Here is a 17,971-nt window from a genome sequence, read left to right as displayed (position 1 = left end):
CCCTTGCCCCTCCCCCCTTCCCCGCCTCGGGCAATCAATCCGAAAACCAAAAAAACGGCCACAAAACCATACAGCCCGGCGGAATCAATGGGATGCCCGGCCAGGCCGATGTCCACGGCCCGGCTTTCCAGCCCGCCCAACATGGGGATGTGTTTGCCGGCATAGAACACGTACACGGACACCAGGGCCGCGCCCCCGGCCACGCAGGCCAGCAATTTGGCCAGCAGGCGCGGGAAGTCGTCCACGTTCAGGGCGTAAAAAGCGGTGATGGCCAGAAAGCTGAGCAGGATGACCAGGGTCCGGGCCTCGTTGTAGAAGACGTATCCCCCGGACGCCGAGGACCAGAACAGAGTGATCCAGAGGTAGCCGAGAAACGCCAGGGCCGCGAGGAAAACCGGCGAACCGAGCATATCGGCCCAGTACCTCCGTCCAACCTGGATCAGGAAGGGCGCCAGGACAAGGACGTAGTAGATGTTCCGGTGCAGCCGAACCTTGTCCGTGACGAGCAGGGAGCACAGGAACAGACAGAAGATTCCGGCCCAGAGCATCCTGGCCCGGTCCGAAGCCAGAGTCCGGCGCAAGGAACCCAGGGCATGGGTCAGGGAAGCGACGTGGTGCGGCATGGTGAGCCTGGAAGGTGCGGCCAGAAAGCAGGAGAACGGGGTCGGCTACTTGTCGACGGAACCCGAGCCGTGATCGCGGTGGGGGTTGTGGTTCATCATATAGCGCGTGGTCTCGTACAGGCCGCGGGTCATATCCCGCATCCCGGCGGCGGTTTCCGGGTGCTGGTCAATCAGGTTGGGACGGGAATCCTCGGCATGAATCAGGTGCAGGGACTGTGCCGCGCCGTCCAGATGCATCCGGAAATAGAACCGGTCGTTGATTACGCCGATGCTCGGGACCGCGCCGTGGGTCATCACAAAGGCGTGGCGGTCCTGGTCAAAGCGCGGATTGAACAAATCCCGGCCCAGGGTGGTGTTCACGTGGGCTTGGCCAATCAAGGAGGTCATGGTGGTCATCACGTCCATCTCGCTGGCCACGGCGTCCAGGACGCGGCCCTCGGGGAACAAAGCCGGGGCGTGGATCACCAGGGGGACGCGGAACTGGGCCAAGCCGAGCTGGATCTCCGAAGGATAGTAATGCACCGCCGCTTCGGTGAGGTGGCCGTGATCTCCGAAAAAGATAAACACCGTGTCCTGATAGTAGTCCGCGGCCCTGGCCATGTCCATGAACCGGCCCACGGCATGGTCCATGAAGCGAAAGGAATTAAATTCGGCCAGGGAATGAAAACCGTGGCTGACCAGCATGTCCTGGGGCACGTCGTCGCGGATCACGAAGCCGTCGTTATCATCCGGAATGGTGTAGGGTCGATGGTTGCCGGAAGTCAGGAGGATGGCCAGGAAGGGCCCGGTCTGTTCCTGAAGAACAGCGTGAGCTTCCCGAAACAGAGCCAGATCCGAGATGCCCCAGACATCGTTGCGGGGAGAGGCGTAGTCGCCTTCTTCATAAATTTGCAGGCCCTGGATATTGCCCTGGAGCAGCCCCCGAATATTGCCCCAGCTGGCGCTGCCGCCCAGGAAAAAAAACTTCTCATAATCTTCCAGAACGTTGCTGATCATATGCTGGGTGATGATCGTGGGGTTGCGGGAGGCGGTGCTGCGCAGTTGAACGTCGGGCAGGCCGGTGGTCGCGGTGAACACGGACCGGGCCGTTCCGGCGGTGGGGGTGAAGAAGTTTGGAAACAACAGGCTTTCCGTGACCAGCCGGTCGAAATTCGGCGTCGGGTCCAGCGGATTGTCGGACCAGCCGGTCTTGTACGTGGTAAAGGACTCCAGCAGAACGATGACCACGTTCAGCGGACGGTCCGGCTGAAACATGGGTTCGACGCTGCGGACGAAGTCCAGGCGGTCCGGATCGGGATGGTCCACGCCCAAAAACTCGGCGATCAGTGGATAGGCGGTGCGCACGGCGTCCTCGTCGTACACCAGTGCCCCGGTCTTGAAGGTGTCGAAGAAATAGAGAACCGGGTTGGAGGCCACTGCAGGGGCGAAGACATGGGTGGAAAAAAAGGCGTCGCTCCAGCGCAGCGGATACCAGGAGAGCTTGCCGTAGATCCCGCCGGCGAACAGCCCCAGACAGACGACGACGATCAGGGCCCGTTGCCAAAGACGCGGAGGAGCATACTCGGCTTCGGCGCAGCGCCTGGTCACCCAGGCGTAAAGTAGGCCCAGCAGAGCGAACAAAACCAGCAGACCCAACAACCAGGGCAGGACCGGGTAGCTTTCCCAGACCATTTGCGCGGAGATCAGCGGGTTGGAGAGAAACCGCAGGGCCGTGGAGTCCAGCCGGGAGAGCAGATAGGCGTAGTGGCCGAAATCCGTGACGTAGAACCCGGCCGCCACCAGGGTGGCCAACCCCAGATACCCTCCCCAGAGCCGCCGCCCGACCCGGGTGAACAAGGGGTGAATCCACTTGATCCAGCCCAGGAGCAACAGCGGCGCGAGCATGAGCAGGGTCAGCCGCAGGTCGAATTTCAGCCCGACGTACAGGGCCGGGACCAACTCGCCCAATCCGAGAGGATCGTGGGGATTGTCGAAGACCAGCCAAAAGACCAGCCGGGCTGCGCTGAAGAGTGCCAGATAGAACAGCGTGACGGCCAGAAAAAAACGGATAAACGGAGGGATGCGGTGGATCATGGCTCACTTTCAGGTAATTATTGCGATAAGATCTGAAAATCGAACAGAAAAAACGGGAAGCGTCAACGAGACGGTCTCACTCGCGGGCGCGTCCGATCAGTCGCCGTACCGTAAGGACGCCCAAGGCGGCAAGAGCGAAAAGGGTCAGGGGCAGGTCGGTCAGGTGGTCCCAGAGGTTGCCGGAAGGCAGCAGGTCCAGGCCGGCCGTCAGGAGCGCCGCGCCCAGGATAAAAACGATCCAATGCAGACGCAAGGCCAGGGCGATGAAACCGAGCAGGCCGATCCCCGCGAGCATGGGGGTGGCAAAGTAGCCCCAGGCGTAGAGATCGAAGCGGGTCAGTCCCAGGGCCGTGGGATAGAGTACCAAGCCGACCGCGCCAATACCCGCCAGCAGAATCAGACTCTGGCGCGGATCGACCACGGGCCGGCCGTGAAACCGCCCTGCCAGGGCCGCGCAGGCCAGAACCAGAGTGGTCACGCTGAATTCGCCCAGCAGCCCTCGCAGATGATAGATTGCCGGAGCCTCGCCAAAGGGGAAGAGCAACAAGGCCAAGGTCGCGAGAACAAAAAACGACAGCTTGGTCGGCGTCCAATGCGCTCCCCATGAAAATCGCGACGCAATCGCTGGACTGGAGCCGACCAGAGTCAGGCAGCAGGCCGCGACCACGGCGCTAATCACAAGGCCGATTTCCGGGGCGAACGCGTTCATGGCTCATCCCCCTGGTACGCCCTGTCCTCCAGGGGTTGGTCAGGCCGGAATTTCAGCCAAGCCGAATTGAAAGTTAAGTGGCGAATGAAGGCCCGATTCCAGGTATAGAAAAGATGATAGCGCCCCTGGGCGTCTTTGAGCAGCCACGGATAGTCGAACCGGAAATCGCAAACCGGACGTCCGGGCTCGCACTGGATTTCCGTGGCCGCCGCGGCCACGGTTTCAGGGGTGAGCGGCATGTCTTCTTCCGACACGGGCGTTTTCCGAGTCACGGCCTCGGAAAATTCTTCTTGCGAAAGCGATGGCTGATGCGGTTCCACGTCATAAACAACGGCCCAGTCCCGTCCCTGGTCCGTGGATCGCAGAAGAGCAAGCGAGGATCGATTGTACTCCGTGACGTTGGCCGCGGTCAGCAGGATATTGACGTCGCCCATGGTGCCACTCAGGGTGCCGCCCAAGGCGGTATTGCCATTCATGATCTTGGTGCGCTCCGGCACGGACCACGTCCGCCCTCCGTCATTGGTCCGGCTGGTCCAGGCCCGACGCGGCCTGTCCGAGTCAGTGTTGCGCATCAGGGCCACGGCGTGCTGCTCGCCCAAGGGGAAGACCACGGGTTGGATCGCGAATCGACCATGGGAGACGCGACTTTTACCCAACACCCGGCCTTGGCCGTCCAGATGAAGATACTCGGAGAATTTGCCCAGGAATTCATGGTAAACCGGCAAACCCATGGTCCCATCGTCGTGCTGCACCACCGGCCCCTTGACCAGGGTGCTCACGTTCAGAAACGGAGAAGTGATCAGTTGCCGCGGCTTGCTCCAGGTTTGGCCGTTGTCTTCGGAAACGACCAGATTGATGGAGCTGCCGCTCCAACCGCCGAAAGACACGCTGACGAAAAAAAGCAGAATGCGGCCTTGCGAGTCCACGGCGGCCACGGGGTTGCCGAGCTTGCGGACATGGCGGCGCTCCGCTCTGGCGGTTTCCTGCCTGGAGAGCAACGGGGCCTCGTCGGTCCAGCGCTGCATATCGGGATCAAAGGTCGCCGTGAAAATCCGCACGTCCGCGTGCCCTTCCCGGCTGCCCCCGAACCAGAACGCCTGGATCGCCCCGTCCGGGCGCTGCACAGCTGTTGCCGCATGCACCAGCCTGGTCAGGCCGTCGGAGACAAAACGGGCCTGGTAGATGGGATCTTCGACCACGTCCGCGGTTTCAGACTCGACATGCACGGCGAACGGCGCTTCCGCGAAACCGCTGACCGTGCTTTGATGATGGAATGCGACCAGCAGGGAGCCGATCAAAAAGAACGCCCAGAATGCCGAACAAAGGGCTGTTTGCCAAGAATTGGGCATGCTACCCAGTCCTCGTGATCAGCCAGACCCCCAGGCAGATGACCAGGATGCCGGCCCAGCGCGTTGGCCCCACGGCCTCGTTAAGCAGCAGCCAGCCAACCAGGGTCACGACGATGTAGCCGATGGAAAGCAGCGGATAGGCGAAACTCACCTCCACCCGGGACAAGACCAGCAGCCAGACCACGACGCTGACCACGTAACAGATCAGCCCCGCCAGAACAAAAGGGCTTGCGGCCACGGCCAAGAAGACCCCCCAGGCGTTTTCCAGACGGAATTCAAAGTGGCCGACATGGTGCATGCCTTGTTTGAGGGCGAGCTGGGCCGCCGCGTTGAGCAATACGCCGAGAATGATCAGCGGGAGATATCGTGCCATCAATCACCAGCCTGTCAAAAGCGCAAAAGCAGAAATCCCCGGGGGCCGCTGTTATCCTGAAAAACCGGCTCGGGAAGAGACTCCCGCAATTCCGGCAGTTTCTTCATCTGGGTGACGAAGACCGTGTTGCCCGGATTTTGCCCAATCAAGCCGAGTATGTCCTCGTTGTTCAGCATTCTGTGGTGGTTTTCGGGAAAGGACATGCCGTACTCCAATTCGCCCGGTCCGCCAAGCATGTATACGTCGTCCCGCTTCAAATACCAGCACACGGCCCTGAGGGTGCCCGTGTCGGCAACGAGCACGGTGTCCGGACCAATGCTCGCCTTGTGCCGTTCCAGGAGCATGCCGGGCATTTTCACCTGCAGAATCACGTCAGGGGTGAGCAACGGAAGAGCGCAAAACAGGGCGACGGGCGACAGACCGAACAAAAGAATCCGTTGCGTATTATCCCTGCATTTGAAGGCGCGAACCAATAATGCCAACACAATGATCAAGGCGCTCACGGCCAATGCTGTTTGCCAAAAAGCGCTGTACAGGAAAAACCCCTTATACCCGAAAAAGTGCAGGAACAACAATGCAATGACCGACAACCCGGCAACGGACGCCAGGGCGGCGATGCCCAGGCGGACGGACATTTTCCCGCCAGTCGTGCGAAGACTGTCGAGCCCGAGGGCCAGAAGCACGGCCACGGGCGGGAGGCAGGGCAAAAGATAGGTGAGCAGTTTGTCGCTGGAGGCCGAGACGAACAGGAATGGCAGGGCAAGCCAACACAAAGACAACCTGGCCAAACGCTTCCTGGACTCGGAGAATCCGACGGCGTCGCGCAGGCCGAGCAGGGCCGCGGGGCCAAGCACGGCCCACGGCATGACCAGCCCAGGAAAACCCCACAAGAGCTGCCAGAATGACGTCCGCTGCTTTTCTTCGAAAAGAAAACGATGGATATGCTCGTTCCAGATGAAGAAACGCCAGAAGTCCGGCTCCCGGACATGGACCGCCACGCTCCAGGGCAGGGCCGTCAACACGGCCGCGAGCAGCGGCAGGCGGCCCATGCGCCAGATGTCCCGCCACCGGCCTTGCCAACAAAGATACGGAACAAGAGCCAGCACGGGCACGACAAAGGCCAGAAACCCCTTGGTCAAAAAAGCCAGGCCGCAGGCAACCCCGGACAGAACCAGGAACCGTTTTTCCCTGGTGGATGTTGGTTCCGCCTCGGTGGCGAAAAAAAACGCCGTGATGGCCGCGGTGAGAAAAAAAGTGAACAGGCTGTCCAGAACGGCAAACGTGCCGATGCCCACCATCGCGCCAAACGTCAGAAAGGCAAGCGCGGCCAATGTCGCTGACCAGTTCGCCTCGTCCTCGCGGCGTGGTCCGGCCTGAAGAACAAGGAGGTAAACCAGCAGCGTTGACAATCCGACGGCCAAAGCGGACGGGAAGCGAACGGCGAAATTGTTTTCCCCAAGCAGCAGCATGGAGCCGGCTTTCAGCCAGTAGCCCAGCACGGGTTTCTCAAAATAACGCACCCCGTTGAGATGGGGCGCGATCCAGTTCCCGGTGGCGATCATCTCGCGCGGGATTTCAGCGTACCGGGCCTCGTCCGGAACGGCCAGGGGGCGGACGCCCAGGGGAAGGATGTAAATGGCCAAAAAGATTCCCGCCAACAGGAGGGAAAGTTTGAACCGGGAGAATAATGTGTCGGCAGGCATGGTTTCCAGGCAAGGCGCCATCTTGGTTCAGGGATTCCTGGGAATCAGGGGGAAGACGGTATCTTTTGGCATCTTTCGCAACGCGGGAGATCTATGCATATGTGAGCGACGTCCCGTCATCTCCACGATCATGGGATCGACACGAGGGATCTATTCTTCTTTCCCCGGGGCCTGACGGGCCAGCCAGCCCTCGCGGCCCTGGACGAGGCCCTGGATGATTTCAAAGCGAGGCGGATTCTCCGTCTTGGGCAAAAAATCCCCAAGCGCCGAGAAAACGATGCCGCGATGCCGGGCCTTTTCCAGAAAATCCTCGAAAAGGTCCAGGCAGGCGATTCCCTCTGCCTCGGCGTGAATGGTCAGCACGTTGCATTGGTCAGGCCGAATCATTTCCAGAAGGAACGCGTTGTAGCCTTGGCGGGAACATGCATGGCCGATCAGTTCGTCATAGGTGGGCAGAGTGGTTGGGATCTGGACGTGAAGCAGATCTTCTCCCGCTACGACCGGACGAAAAGGAACGTGTCCCCGGCAGTCGGCCGCAAACCGAAAGCCGAATTTCTCGCGGGCCTTGAGGGCCACCGGAGTTGTCCGCCAGGCCGGCGCTGCCGCGCAAGCTGGCGCCTTGCCTGTAATCTCCGCGAGCATCTCCACGCCGCGCTGGGTGTCCCGGGTCACGGCGGCCTCGTCCATTCGCGACACATGCGTCTGCCAGTGATGATGGTCCCAGGCATGCAGGCCGACTTCGTGCTCGGACCGGGCCGCCATGCGCATGGGCTCCGGGCAGGCCTTGCCGATCACCGGGCCGGGCCAAAGCGTTCCGCGCAGGAGAATGTCCCAACCGTAGAGGCTCGGCGCGCCGGTGCGAAGCATTTTTGCCAGAAAACCCGGACGCGCCAGACGCCACAGGTGGCGGCCCATGTTGTCCGGCCCCACGGAGAAGAAGAACGTCGCCCGGATGTCGTGTCGTTCCAGGCAGCGCAACAGATTGGGCACGCCGACACGGGTTCCGCGCAGGGTGTCCACATCCACGCGCAGGCCGACTGGAATCAACGCCTCTCCCCGCCTCGTTCGGCAACCGTTTCCTTGAGGAAAAATTCCAGGGTTTCGCGGACGGATTGAACCAGGTCCACTTTAGGCTCCCAGCCCAGGACGGAGCGGGCCTGGGCGATGGATGGCCGACGATGCTCCACGTCCTGGTAGCCGGGGCCGTAGTACGTGCGGGCTTCCACATCGCGGATGCCCGCCACCGGGGGAAAACGGCTGCTCAGGGGATGGGCGGAAAACGCCTTGACAAGCATTTCGGCCAGCCCGCGCATGCTCAATTCATTTTCCGGGCTGCCGATGTTGAAGATCCTGCCGTTGCAGCGGTTGTCCCGGTCCTCAATGATTCTGAACAGGCAGTCCACCCCGTCGGCGACGTCGGTGAAGCAGCGTTTCTGCGCTCCGCCGTCCACCAACTGGATGGCCGAACCCTCCACGAGGTTGAGGATAAATTGGGTGATCACCCGGGAACTGCCGATGCGCGCTGATTGCAGAGAGTCCAGACGGGGGCCGATCCAGTTGAAGGGGCGAAACAGGGTGAACCGTAGGCCTTCCTGGGCGCCGTAGGCCCAGATTACCCGGTCCAGCATCTGCTTGCAGCAGGAGTAGATCCAACGCTGTTTGTGGATGGGACCGAGGACGAAGTTGGACCGCTGTTCGTCGAACTCCGGATCGCGACACATGCCGTAGACTTCCGAGGTGGAAGGAAAAATCAGGCGTTTTCCGTACTTCGCGCAATAGCGGACAATGCGCAGGTTTTCCTCGAAATCCAGCTCAAAGACCCGCAGCGGGTTGCGCACGTATTCAATGGGCGTGGCAATGGCCACCAGGGGCAGGATGATGTCGCACTTGCGCACGTGGTACTCGATCCACTCGCGCATGATGGCGATGTCGCCTTCCTTGAAATGGAAACGCTCATGCCCCAGCAGACGCTGAACCGCGTTCGCGCAGAGATCCATGCCGTAGACCTCGTAGCGGCCGCTTTCCAGCAGGCGTTCGCTCAAATGGTTGCCGATAAACCCGTTGACGCCCAGAATAAGCACGCTTTTCCGGCGTTGGGTCCGGTTTGTCGTCGCGGCCCGGGACGCAAAGCGCATGCCCGCGGACAGGTTGAGTTCCCGGGCCAGCTGGCGGCCGGTCACATATACGCCGTTCGCCGTCTGACCAAAATCCACCTGCACGGCGTCACGGCCGCAGGCAATGGTCAACGGATCAACGCACAGGACGGTCCCAGGCGAGACGGCCTGGGGATTGCTTGCCAGGCTCACCCTCCAGAACAGACACTTGCGGTTTCCGAGATAAGAAAATGCCCCCGGATAAGGTCGGGTCACGGCCCGCACCAGGTTGCGCACCTCACGGGCGTCCCGGTGCCAGTCGATCTCCCCGTCCTTTGGCTTGCGGCCTCCGAAATAGCTGGCCAGCGCGTGATCCTGGGGAACACGTTCGGCGGTTTTGTTCACGATCCTGGGCAGGACGTCGCCGAGCAACTCGGCTGCCGCGAGGGCCAGTTTTCGGTGCAGGGAAAGCGCCGTATCCTCGTCGTCGATGGGCACGGGCCTCTGCCCCACAATGTCGCCCTCATCCGGCCGCGGGGTCATGTAATGCAAGGTGACGCCTGTTTCGGTCTCGCCGTGGACCAGCACCCAGTTCGCTGGACAGCGGCCACGGTACTTGGGCAGGAGCGACCCGTGCAGATTAAGGCCGCCCAACGGCGAAAGATTGAGGATGTCCGGCCCCAGAATATTCCGGTAATAGAAGGAAAACAGGATCTCCGGTTCAAGTTCGCGGATCCGCTGGACCCAGAGCGGGTGGTTGACGTCGGCAGGGGCATGCACCGAAATGTCGTGGGCCGCGGCCAGTTCCGCCACGGACTCGAACCACGGATGCTCACCGGGGTCGTCCTCGTGGGTGAAGACCGCCAGGATTTCAAAGCCTTGGGCCAGAAGCACCCTGATGCCCACGCAGCCGATGGTGTGATAGGCGAAAACGATTGTTTTCATAGGTATTGGGTTACGGTTCCACAAGGGATGGTTGCTTTTGGGACGCTTCGCCCCGAGCCCCAAAGGCGGTGGGCTGGCTTGCGCGTTTAATTTCCTGGATAAAAAAACGAGGCCGTCCCCGAACATCGTGGTATATCCGGCCGATGTATTCGCCCAGCAGGCCGAGACCGACGAACTGCGCTCCGATGAAGATGAACAAAATAGCAAACAGGGTAAATACGCCTTCACCGGCCCACTGGGCGCCGTAGGCAAAGCGCAGGACCATGAGCAACAGGCCGAAGCCAATGCCGCTGGCGGCGATCAACGCCCCGAAAAAGGACAGCAGGCGCAAGGGAAAGGTGGAAAGGGAGGTCAGCAGGTCAAACTGCAAGGAAATGAGTTTCAGCAGGCTGTACTTGGACTTGCCGGTATTGCGCGGCGCGTGGCTGACCCGAATTTCGGCGGTGCTGCCGGCAAAGCTGTTGGCCAGGATGGGAATGAACGTCGAGCGCTCGGCGCACTGGAGCATGGCTTTGACGATGGGTCGGCGATAGGCCCGGAGCATGCAGCCGTAGTCGTGCATCATCACCCCCGTGACTCGTTGCACGATTCTGTTGACCAGGGAGGAGGCGACGCGGCGGAAAAGACTGTCGCGGCGGTTTTCCCGCACCGTCCCGACCACGTCGACTCCGCGGTCCATCTCTTGAACCAGGCGGGGAATTTCTTCGGGCGGGTTCTGCAGGTCCGCGTCCAGAGTCACGACCACCTCGCCCCTGCTCTGTTCCAGGCCGGCGAAGACCGCCGCGTGCTGGCCGTAGTTGCGGTTCAGAAATACGCCGACCACTTCAGGGCTGGCATCCGCGGCCTGAGAAATGATCTCTCGGGAACCGTCCCTGCTCCCGTCGTCCACCAGGATGATCTCAAAGGCGCGGCCAGTTTGTCCGCAGGCGGCCAGGCATCGCTTAATGAGTTCCGGCAAGCAATCCTGTTCGTTGAAAACCGGAATGACCACGGAAAGGCCGGTTGCGCTCATCGCAGCACGTCCTTGATGGCCGCGACCACCGAATCCACGTCTTCCCGGGTCATGTCCGGAAACAGGGGCAGGGAGCAAATCCGCTCCGAATTCCATTCGGTGGACGGCAATGCGCCCTGGGGCAGACCCATGGTTTCGCGATAGTACTTTTGCGTGTGCACGGCCCGGAAATGGATGCCCGTGCCGATGTTCCTGTTTTTCAGTTCGGCCATGAACGTGGCTCTGTCCATGCCCGCGCGGTCCACGTCCAAGCGCACGACGAACAGGTGCCAGGCATGCCGGAACGGCCAGCCCGGCACGGCCAGGGGCAGGATTTCCTCCACCCCGGCCAAAAGCTCCAGGTATCTACGGGCCAGTTCGGCGCGTTTGACAATGAACTGCTCCAGCCGGGCCAGTTGTCCCAGCCCGAGAACCGCGGCCATGTCCGGCAGGTTGTACTTGAAGCCCGGCTCCACCACCTCGGCCTGGGGATTGCGGCCCTGAACGGTCCGGTCATGGGCGTCCACCCCGAGGCCGTGAAACTTCAGCCGTTTGATCCGTTCCATGAGCGCCGGATCGTCGGAACAAAACATGCCTCCTTCCCCGCAAGTAATGTTCTTGATGGGATGGAAGGAAAAAATCGTCGTGCCGTGCCGGCCGATCCGGTCTCCCCGGTACTCCGTGCCCACGGCGTGGGCCGCGTCCTCCACAAGCGGGATGCCGCGTTGCGAGGCCAGACGGCGCAGAGGCTCCATGTCCGCGGCTGCTCCTGCGAAATGCACCGGAACGATGAGCCGTGTCCGCTCGGTGATCAGCGGGGCCACGGTTTCAGCCGAAACCATCAGGGTGTCCCGGTCGATATCCGCGAATACCGGTGTCGCGCCGGCAAGAACGGTCAGGTTCACCGTGGACACCCAGGTCAGGGACGGGGTGATCACCTCGTCTCCGGGACCGAGCCCGAGCGCGGTGAACAGCAGATGCATGCCCGCCGTGGCCGAACCCAGGGCCACGGCGTCCGGAGCCCCGCAGTACTTGCAAAAAGCCTGCTCGAAATCCGCAGCCTTGGGGCCGGTGGTGATCCATCCGGAGCGCAGCACTTCGGCCACGTCCGCGATTTCCGCCTCGCTGATGGACGGCTTGGAAAAGGGGAGAAACGTGGATCGCATCCGCATGTCAATGTCTCTGTGTGGATAGTGTGCTCGTCCCGTTTTGGCCGAGAAAAGAGTCAAGGGCGCATCGAACGGGAAACATGCCTTCAGGGTGAGACCCTCGCCAAGCCCTACCGCGCGACAAGTTCGACGACGCACTCGATATGCGAGGTGTGGGGAAACATGTCAACCGGTTGGACCCGGCCCAGGCGATAGCCCGTGGCCAGCCGCTTGACGTCCCGGGCCAGGGTGGCCGGGTCGCAGGAGACCAGGATCAGCTTTGGCGCACCGATTTCCAGCAGACGGTCCACAACGTCGGCCCGCATTCCGGCTCGGGGTGGATCGGCGACGATCACGTCCGGACGCTTTGGAGAAGCCCCGCCGAGAACTTGAGGGATGGTCCGGCTCACGTCTCCGGGCTCAAAGCGGCAATTGGCTATCCCGTTCCGCCGGGCATTGGCCTGAGCGTCCCTTACGGCTTGCGGTTCGGTTTCAAAGCCGACTATCCGGGCCGCTTTCCCGGCCAAGCTCAGCGCCATGGCGCCTACCCCGGAATACAGGTCCCATACGGTATCTTGCCCCTTCAGTTCCGCGAAATCCGCGACAACGTCCCGAAGCTTTTCAGCGGCCCCGGAATTGACCTGGAAAAAGGCCCGGCTGGAAATGGCCAGTTCCAGGTCTCCCAGTACATGGATCAGTTCCTTTGATCCGGTGACGGACACGGTCCGCTCGCCCTGGGCCACCAGGGTGCGGCTTTTGCGTGTCTCGTGGATCACGGAGATAGCCGTCAAGGAATGATGCGGCAGTTTTTTCGCCATGTATTCCGCAAGGGGTGGACCTACCTCTTTGCCCCGAGGATCGTTGCTGGTGATCAAGGAAACCATCAGGTGACCCGGATCGGTCCCGCGACGCAGGACCACATGCCGCAAGAAACCGCGCCCCGTGTCCGGATCGTACGCCGGCAGTCCGGCTTCCTCGGCCCACTTCCCGACCAGATTTCCCGCGTCGACCATGGCCTGTGGGCAGAGCGCACAGGACTGGACAGGCACGACCGCGTTGGCCAGCCCTCGTGGACGCAAGCCCACGGCCACTCCAGCCCTGGCCGAGGTCCAACCCCGGATGTCGCTTGCGCCGGTTACGATGGTCGTGGCCGCGGCGAACTCCATTTTGTTCCGGTAGCCGTGGGTCAGCGGCGAGGCGATGGTCGGCGCCACTTGGACGTCCGCGGCGGCGAGGTGGCGCAGCGACTCCCGGACCAGTTCCCGCTTCCAGTGCAACTGCCGACCGTAATCCATGTGCAGCCAGTCGCACCCGCCGCAGACGCCGAAATGCCGGCAGACCGGCGGCACGCAATCCGGGGACTGCTCCAGAACCTCGACCAGTTCGGCCTTGGCGTGCCGGGCTTTGACCGAGCTGATTCGAGCCAGCACGCGCTGCCCCGGCAACGCACCGGACACGAACACGGCCATGCCCTCATGCCGGGCCAGCCCGTCCCCGCCCAGCACGGGCTTGACTACGTCCAGAAGCAGTTCCAGTCCGATGTGAATGTCCATGTTCAGCTCCCCCTCACCCATGCAGCCCGGCCCAAAGATCAATAATTGTAGTTCAGCGAGATGATTTCGTAGCGGATTTTGCCCCGCGGCGCGTCCACCACCACTTCATCGCCCTCTTCCTTGCCCAGCAGAGCACGGGCCACGGGGGAAGCGATGGAGATGCTGCCTTCGTTGGGATCAGCCTCATCCGGGCCAAGAAGCGTGTATTTCTTGATCTCCTCGGTATCCAGATCCTCCAGCTCCACCGTGGCCCCGAAGGCCACCCGCGAACCGCCCAGGGTCTTGGGGTCGATGACGTTGAACCGGCCCATCCGGGACTCGATGTACTTGATCTTGGCCTCCAGCATGCCCTGCCGTTCCCGGGCCGCCTCGTAGCCGGCGTTTTCCCGCAAATCGCCCTCTTCACGAGCCACCTTGATGGCCTCGATGATCTCCGGCCGTTCCCGCTTGAGTCGGTCCAGCTCTCGCTCCAGCTTCCTGAATCCTTCAACGGTGATAGGGATAGAATCCATCGCGTTATCCTCGGTTGAATGGTTGCCGACGTCGCCGCGTCAACAAACGACGCGAAGCACGGTCCTCGAAACGACGACGTCATGGATGACGAAAGGCCAGGACACCCGTTTGCAGAGGATGGGTCGCCCTGGCCATGAAAATTCCCCCCATGGGGAATATCGAATTTGTTATTCCGCCCAGCTACCCCATGGCCGGGCGGTGGTCAAGTCGCCCTGAACCGAACTGTTGAATCCTGATTTCTGTTGACCAACCCTTCGGCCCTGTGCCAGAAATTTTCCGGCTCGGAGGACTCCCCGGGCATCACCTTCTCATTAACGGAGCACTGTCATGCGGCTGCACGTTCTCGGCTGTTCGGGCTCGGATCTGCCCGGTTACAATCTGACGTCCTTTCTGGTGAACAAGACCCTCCTGCTGGACGCCGGGTCGGTGACCTCGTCCATGCCCCTGGCGGACCAGGCCGCGATTCAGGAAATCCTGGTCACCCACGCCCACCTGGACCATATCAAGGACATTCTGTTCCTGGCGGACAACCTGATCGAGCTGGTGGCCCGCAACGAGCACGGGGCCGTGCGCCTCCGCGGCCTGGCCCCGGTGCTGGAAAGCATCCGGACCCATCTGCTCAACGACACCATCTGGCCGGACTTCACCATCCTGCCGACCTTCGCCAACCCGGTTTTGACTTACGCGCCGCTGGAACCCGGTGTCTGGGTGGACGTGGTCGGGCTGCGGGCGGTCACCGTTCCGGTCAACCACGCCACTGCCGCGTCCGGCTACGTGCTCCGCGATCCGACCTCCGGGAGTCATTTCGCCTTTACCGGGGACACCGGCCCGACCGACGACTGGTGGACGTTCCTAAACGAGCTGCCTTTTGCCCTGGAAAACCTGATCATCGAAGCCTCGTTTCCCGATGCCATGGAAGAGCTGGCCCTGCTCTCCAAGCACCTCACGCCCAGGCTGCTCCGGGCCGAGTTGGCCAAACTGCATGCCCGACCCAAAATTTACATCTCGCACATGAAGTCCACCTTCTCCACTGAGATCCAGGAACAATTGCACCAGGCCCTGGACGGCCACACCTACCACCTGCTGCGCGATGGCGAAGAAATCGTTTTCTGATTTCGCGGAGTTCCAGCGGCACATGGACGCCCTGGGCCTGTTCCACATGCGCCTGGGCTTCGAACGGATGCGCGAGGCCGCGCGACGGCTGGACATGGTCCGCTCGCCCGCGCCCCTGGCCCAGGTGGTGGGCACCAACGGCAAAGGCTCCACCGCGTTTTTTCTGTCCCGGCTGGCCATGGAGCACGGCTTTTCCGTCGGGCTGTTCACCTCGCCCCACTTTCTGACCCTCAGGGAACGGATCCGCCTCAACGGCTTTCCGGCTTCGGAGGAGCGCATCCTGACCTGGGCCAACACCGTCCACCCCGTCTGCCACGACCTCGGCCTGACCTATTTCGAAACCATCGCGTTGATGGCCATGGTCGGCTTCAGCGCGGAGCGCGTGGACCTGATCGTGCTGGAAGCCGGACTGGGCGGACGCAACGACGCCACCTCCACCTGGAGCCCGAACCTGCTCCTGATCACGCCCATCGGTCTGGACCATGACCAAATAATCGGCCCGGGCCTGGAAAACATCGCCCGGGACAAGGCCGGAGCCATCAAACCCGGCACGGTAGTCTTTTCGGCCCCCCAGGCCGCCGTGGTCCGCGATGTCCTGGAACAAGAGGCCGCCGGCCAGGGAGTGGTCGTGCGCACCGTGAACGACATTACCGGAATGCCCTCCGAAATGCGGGCTGAAATACAGGCATGGGGCGCCATCGCTCCGGCCCTGCCCGGCGACCACCAGCGCGACAACGCCCGCTTGGCCCTGGCGGGGTGGACGAGCCTGGCCCTTCGCCATGGCTGGCCCATGCGCCCCGATGCCTGTGAACACGCCTTGACCTCCAGGGCTTGGCCCGGCCGTCTGCAACGCGTCACCGGCACTCCGGAAATCCCCTCGGAAATCATTCTGGACGGCGCGCACAATCCCCCGGCCCTGGAGACCCTGAACGCGGCCCTGGGCAAACTGGCCATCCGCCCAGGCGCGGTGATCTTCACCTGCATGCGGGACAAGGACCTGGCCGGTATGGCCCCCCTGGTCCGGCAATTGACATCCGGGCCGATCTTTGTTCCTGAACTGCCCACGCAGCCACGCAGCCGCCCCGCCCGGGAGATCGTCCGCGAACTGGGTCCCCAAGCCCAGGCCGCGCCCGACCCGGCAACGGCGCTGGCTCTTGCCTCGAGTCTGGCCGCCCAAGCCGATGGCCCGATTTTGGTCTGCGGTTCGTTGTACCTGCTGGCGGAAATATACGCTCTCCACCCGAAATGGCTGGACGCGTGACCGGCGCTGCATGCACTTTTTCTCTACCCCGGAGATTCCATGTCTGAACTGTATCGATTGCTGCCCTCCGTGGACCTGATTCTGCAACGTGTCTCGGAGTCCGGTCGCTATGCGCGCCTGCCGCGCCCCCTGCTCAAGGATCTCGTCAACATGCATCTGGATCAACTGCGGGCGGACATTCGCGGGCAAAAGCTGAACACTTCCGAAGACATGCATTGGTCCGCTCTGGTAGGACCGCTGCACGCCTTTCTGGATCGGGCGTCCAGGCCGCATTTTCGGCGGGTGATCAACGCCACGGGCGTGGTGGTGCATACCAACCTGGGCCGTTCCCTGCTGGCCCACCGGGCCGTGGAGGCCGTCACCGAGGCCTGTGCCCATTACTCGAATCTAGAATTTTCCCTGGACACGGGCCAGCGCGGCAGCCGCTACGCCCATGTGGAGGAACTGCTGTGCAAGCTGACCGGGGCCGAGGCCGGGCTGGTGGTGAACAACAACGCCGCTGCGGTGCTGCTGATGCTGGACACCCTGGCCAAGGGCAAGGAGGTGGTGGTTTCCCGTGGGCAGTTGGTGGAAATCGGCGGTTCGTTTCGCATCCCGGACGTGATGGCCAAGAGCGGTGCCGTGCTGCGGGAAGTGGGAGCCACCAACCGGACCCACCTCCACGACTACGAGCGGGCGATCACTTCGGAAACCGCGGCCCTGCTCAAGGTGCACACCTCGAACTTCCGAATCATCGGCTTTCACAAGGAAGTCGGGCTGCGGGAGATGGTCGCCCTGGGTGAAAAGCACGGCCTGCCGATACTGGAGGACCTGGGCAGCGGCAACCTGTTCGACTTCACGCCCTACGGCCTGGACCATGAACCAACGGTCCAGGAGGCCGTGGCCGACGGAGCCGCGGTGGTCACCTTCAGCGGGGACAAGGTCCTGGGCGGCCCCCAGGCCGGGATCATCGTGGGGCGCAAGGAATACATCGACCCGATCAAGAAAAACCCCATGAACCGTGCCCTGCGCATCGACAAAATGACCCTGGCCGCCCTGGAGGCCACGCTGCGCCTCTATCTGGACCCGGAACTGGCCCGCACGGAAATTCCGACCCTGCGGATGATCACCGCGTCAGCCGAGGATCTGCGGCGGCAGGCAAACAAGCTGGCCCGCGGATTGCGCCGGGCCCTAAACGGTGGCTTAAGAGGCTCTGGGGGGGGCGCAAGCGCCGAAATCACATTGTTTCCGGGAGCTTCCCGAGTGGGCGGCGGCGCGTATCCGGAGCGGGACCTGCCCACGACCCTGGTGGCTGTTCGCCCTCAGAGTACGGACATCGGGGTTGAGGCGCTGCGCGACGCCCTCCTGGACGCCGACCCGCCCCTGGTCGGGCGCATCGAACACGACGCATTCTGCCTGGACCCCCGCACCCTGGCCGACGCGGAGCACACCCTGGCGGCCAAAGTCCTGGCCAAGGTGTTGGCCCCGTAAGCCGTCCGCCAAATGGAATCATAACCGTATCACCACCCCGCAAACCCAACACCC

General features: G+C 62.3%; 15 protein-coding genes. 3 read left to right on the top strand and 12 right to left on the bottom strand.

The window, feature by feature from the left end:
- The 12 genes from C6366_RS17910 to greA all read right to left on the bottom strand — a co-directional run.
- Positions 1 to 623, bottom strand: a 623-nt coding sequence (locus C6366_RS17910) for a hypothetical protein (protein ID WP_146164916.1), incomplete at its 3' end; no start/stop codon positions are given.
- Positions 624 to 668: 45 nt separating this feature from the next.
- Positions 669 to 2,696, bottom strand: a complete 2,028-nt coding sequence (locus C6366_RS17905) for an LTA synthase family protein (protein WP_107740476.1) — start codon at positions 2,694 to 2,696, stop codon at positions 669 to 671.
- Positions 2,697 to 2,772: 76 nt separating this feature from the next.
- Positions 2,773 to 3,405, bottom strand: coding sequence for a hypothetical protein (locus C6366_RS17900; protein ID WP_107740474.1), 633 nt, complete (start codon positions 3,403 to 3,405; stop codon positions 2,773 to 2,775).
- Positions 3,402 to 4,754 (bottom strand): exo-alpha-sialidase, encoded by a 1,353-nt coding sequence (locus C6366_RS17895; protein WP_107740472.1) that lies wholly within the window; start codon positions 4,752 to 4,754, stop codon positions 3,402 to 3,404. The genes C6366_RS17900 and C6366_RS17895 overlap by 4 nt, the downstream gene beginning before the upstream one ends.
- A 1-nt stretch (position 4,755) precedes the next feature.
- A complete protein-coding gene (locus tag C6366_RS17890) occupies positions 4,756 to 5,127 on the bottom strand; it encodes an SMR family transporter (protein WP_107740470.1) in 372 nt (123 codons plus the stop codon).
- Between the two features lie 14 nt (positions 5,128 to 5,141).
- Entirely contained in the window at positions 5,142 to 6,830 is a 1,689-nt protein-coding gene (locus C6366_RS17885) for a phospholipid carrier-dependent glycosyltransferase (protein ID WP_158269854.1), read from the bottom strand.
- A 150-nt stretch (positions 6,831 to 6,980) separates the two neighbouring features.
- Complete coding sequence (gene arnD, locus C6366_RS17880) at positions 6,981 to 7,877, bottom strand: 4-deoxy-4-formamido-L-arabinose-phosphoundecaprenol deformylase (protein WP_107740466.1); 897 nt, start codon at positions 7,875 to 7,877, stop codon at positions 6,981 to 6,983.
- On the bottom strand, positions 7,874 to 9,868 hold the full coding sequence (gene arnA, locus C6366_RS17875; RefSeq protein WP_107740464.1) for a bifunctional UDP-4-amino-4-deoxy-L-arabinose formyltransferase/UDP-glucuronic acid oxidase ArnA: 1,995 nt from the start codon (positions 9,866 to 9,868) through the stop codon (positions 7,874 to 7,876). Before arnA ends, arnD begins: the two co-directional genes overlap by 4 nt.
- A 10-nt stretch (positions 9,869 to 9,878) precedes the next feature.
- On the bottom strand, positions 9,879 to 10,880 hold the full coding sequence (locus C6366_RS17870) for a glycosyltransferase (RefSeq protein ID WP_107740462.1): 1,002 nt from the start codon (positions 10,878 to 10,880) through the stop codon (positions 9,879 to 9,881).
- Positions 10,877 to 12,031, bottom strand: coding sequence for an aminotransferase class I/II-fold pyridoxal phosphate-dependent enzyme (locus C6366_RS17865; protein ID WP_199221561.1), 1,155 nt, complete (start codon positions 12,029 to 12,031; stop codon positions 10,877 to 10,879). The genes C6366_RS17870 and C6366_RS17865 overlap by 4 nt, the downstream gene beginning before the upstream one ends.
- A gap of 107 nt (positions 12,032 to 12,138) precedes the next feature.
- Positions 12,139 to 13,560, bottom strand: coding sequence for a 23S rRNA (uracil(1939)-C(5))-methyltransferase RlmD (gene rlmD / locus C6366_RS17860; RefSeq protein ID WP_158269853.1), 1,422 nt, complete (start codon positions 13,558 to 13,560; stop codon positions 12,139 to 12,141).
- 38 nt (positions 13,561 to 13,598) lie between these two features.
- Complete coding sequence (gene greA / locus C6366_RS17855) at positions 13,599 to 14,072, bottom strand: transcription elongation factor GreA (RefSeq protein WP_107740458.1); 474 nt, start codon at positions 14,070 to 14,072, stop codon at positions 13,599 to 13,601.
- Positions 14,073 to 14,400: 328 nt separating this feature from the next.
- On the opposite strand from greA, the gene C6366_RS17850 reads away from it, so the two are divergent.
- The 3 genes from C6366_RS17850 to selA are packed head-to-tail and all read left to right on the top strand — an operon-like array spanning position 14,401 to position 17,917.
- The gene (locus C6366_RS17850; RefSeq protein ID WP_107740456.1) at positions 14,401 to 15,186 is read left to right on the top strand and encodes a 3',5'-cyclic-nucleotide phosphodiesterase; all 786 of its coding nucleotides are present in this window, start codon (positions 14,401 to 14,403) and stop codon (positions 15,184 to 15,186) included.
- The gene (locus C6366_RS17845; protein WP_107740454.1) at positions 15,164 to 16,447 is read left to right on the top strand and encodes a folylpolyglutamate synthase/dihydrofolate synthase family protein; all 1,284 of its coding nucleotides are present in this window, start codon (positions 15,164 to 15,166) and stop codon (positions 16,445 to 16,447) included. Before C6366_RS17850 ends, C6366_RS17845 begins: the two co-directional genes overlap by 23 nt.
- 39 nt (positions 16,448 to 16,486) lie before the next feature.
- Positions 16,487 to 17,917, top strand: coding sequence for an L-seryl-tRNA(Sec) selenium transferase (gene selA / locus C6366_RS17840; protein ID WP_107740452.1), 1,431 nt, complete (start codon positions 16,487 to 16,489; stop codon positions 17,915 to 17,917).
- Positions 17,918 to 17,971: the final 54 nt, after the last annotated feature.

Source organism: Desulfonatronum sp. SC1 (genome assembly GCF_003046795.1).
Lineage (GTDB): Bacteria > Desulfobacterota > Desulfovibrionia > Desulfovibrionales > Desulfonatronaceae > Desulfonatronum.
Note: the sequence above shows the minus strand (reverse complement) of the source record. Positions and strands in the feature narration are given on the sequence as shown.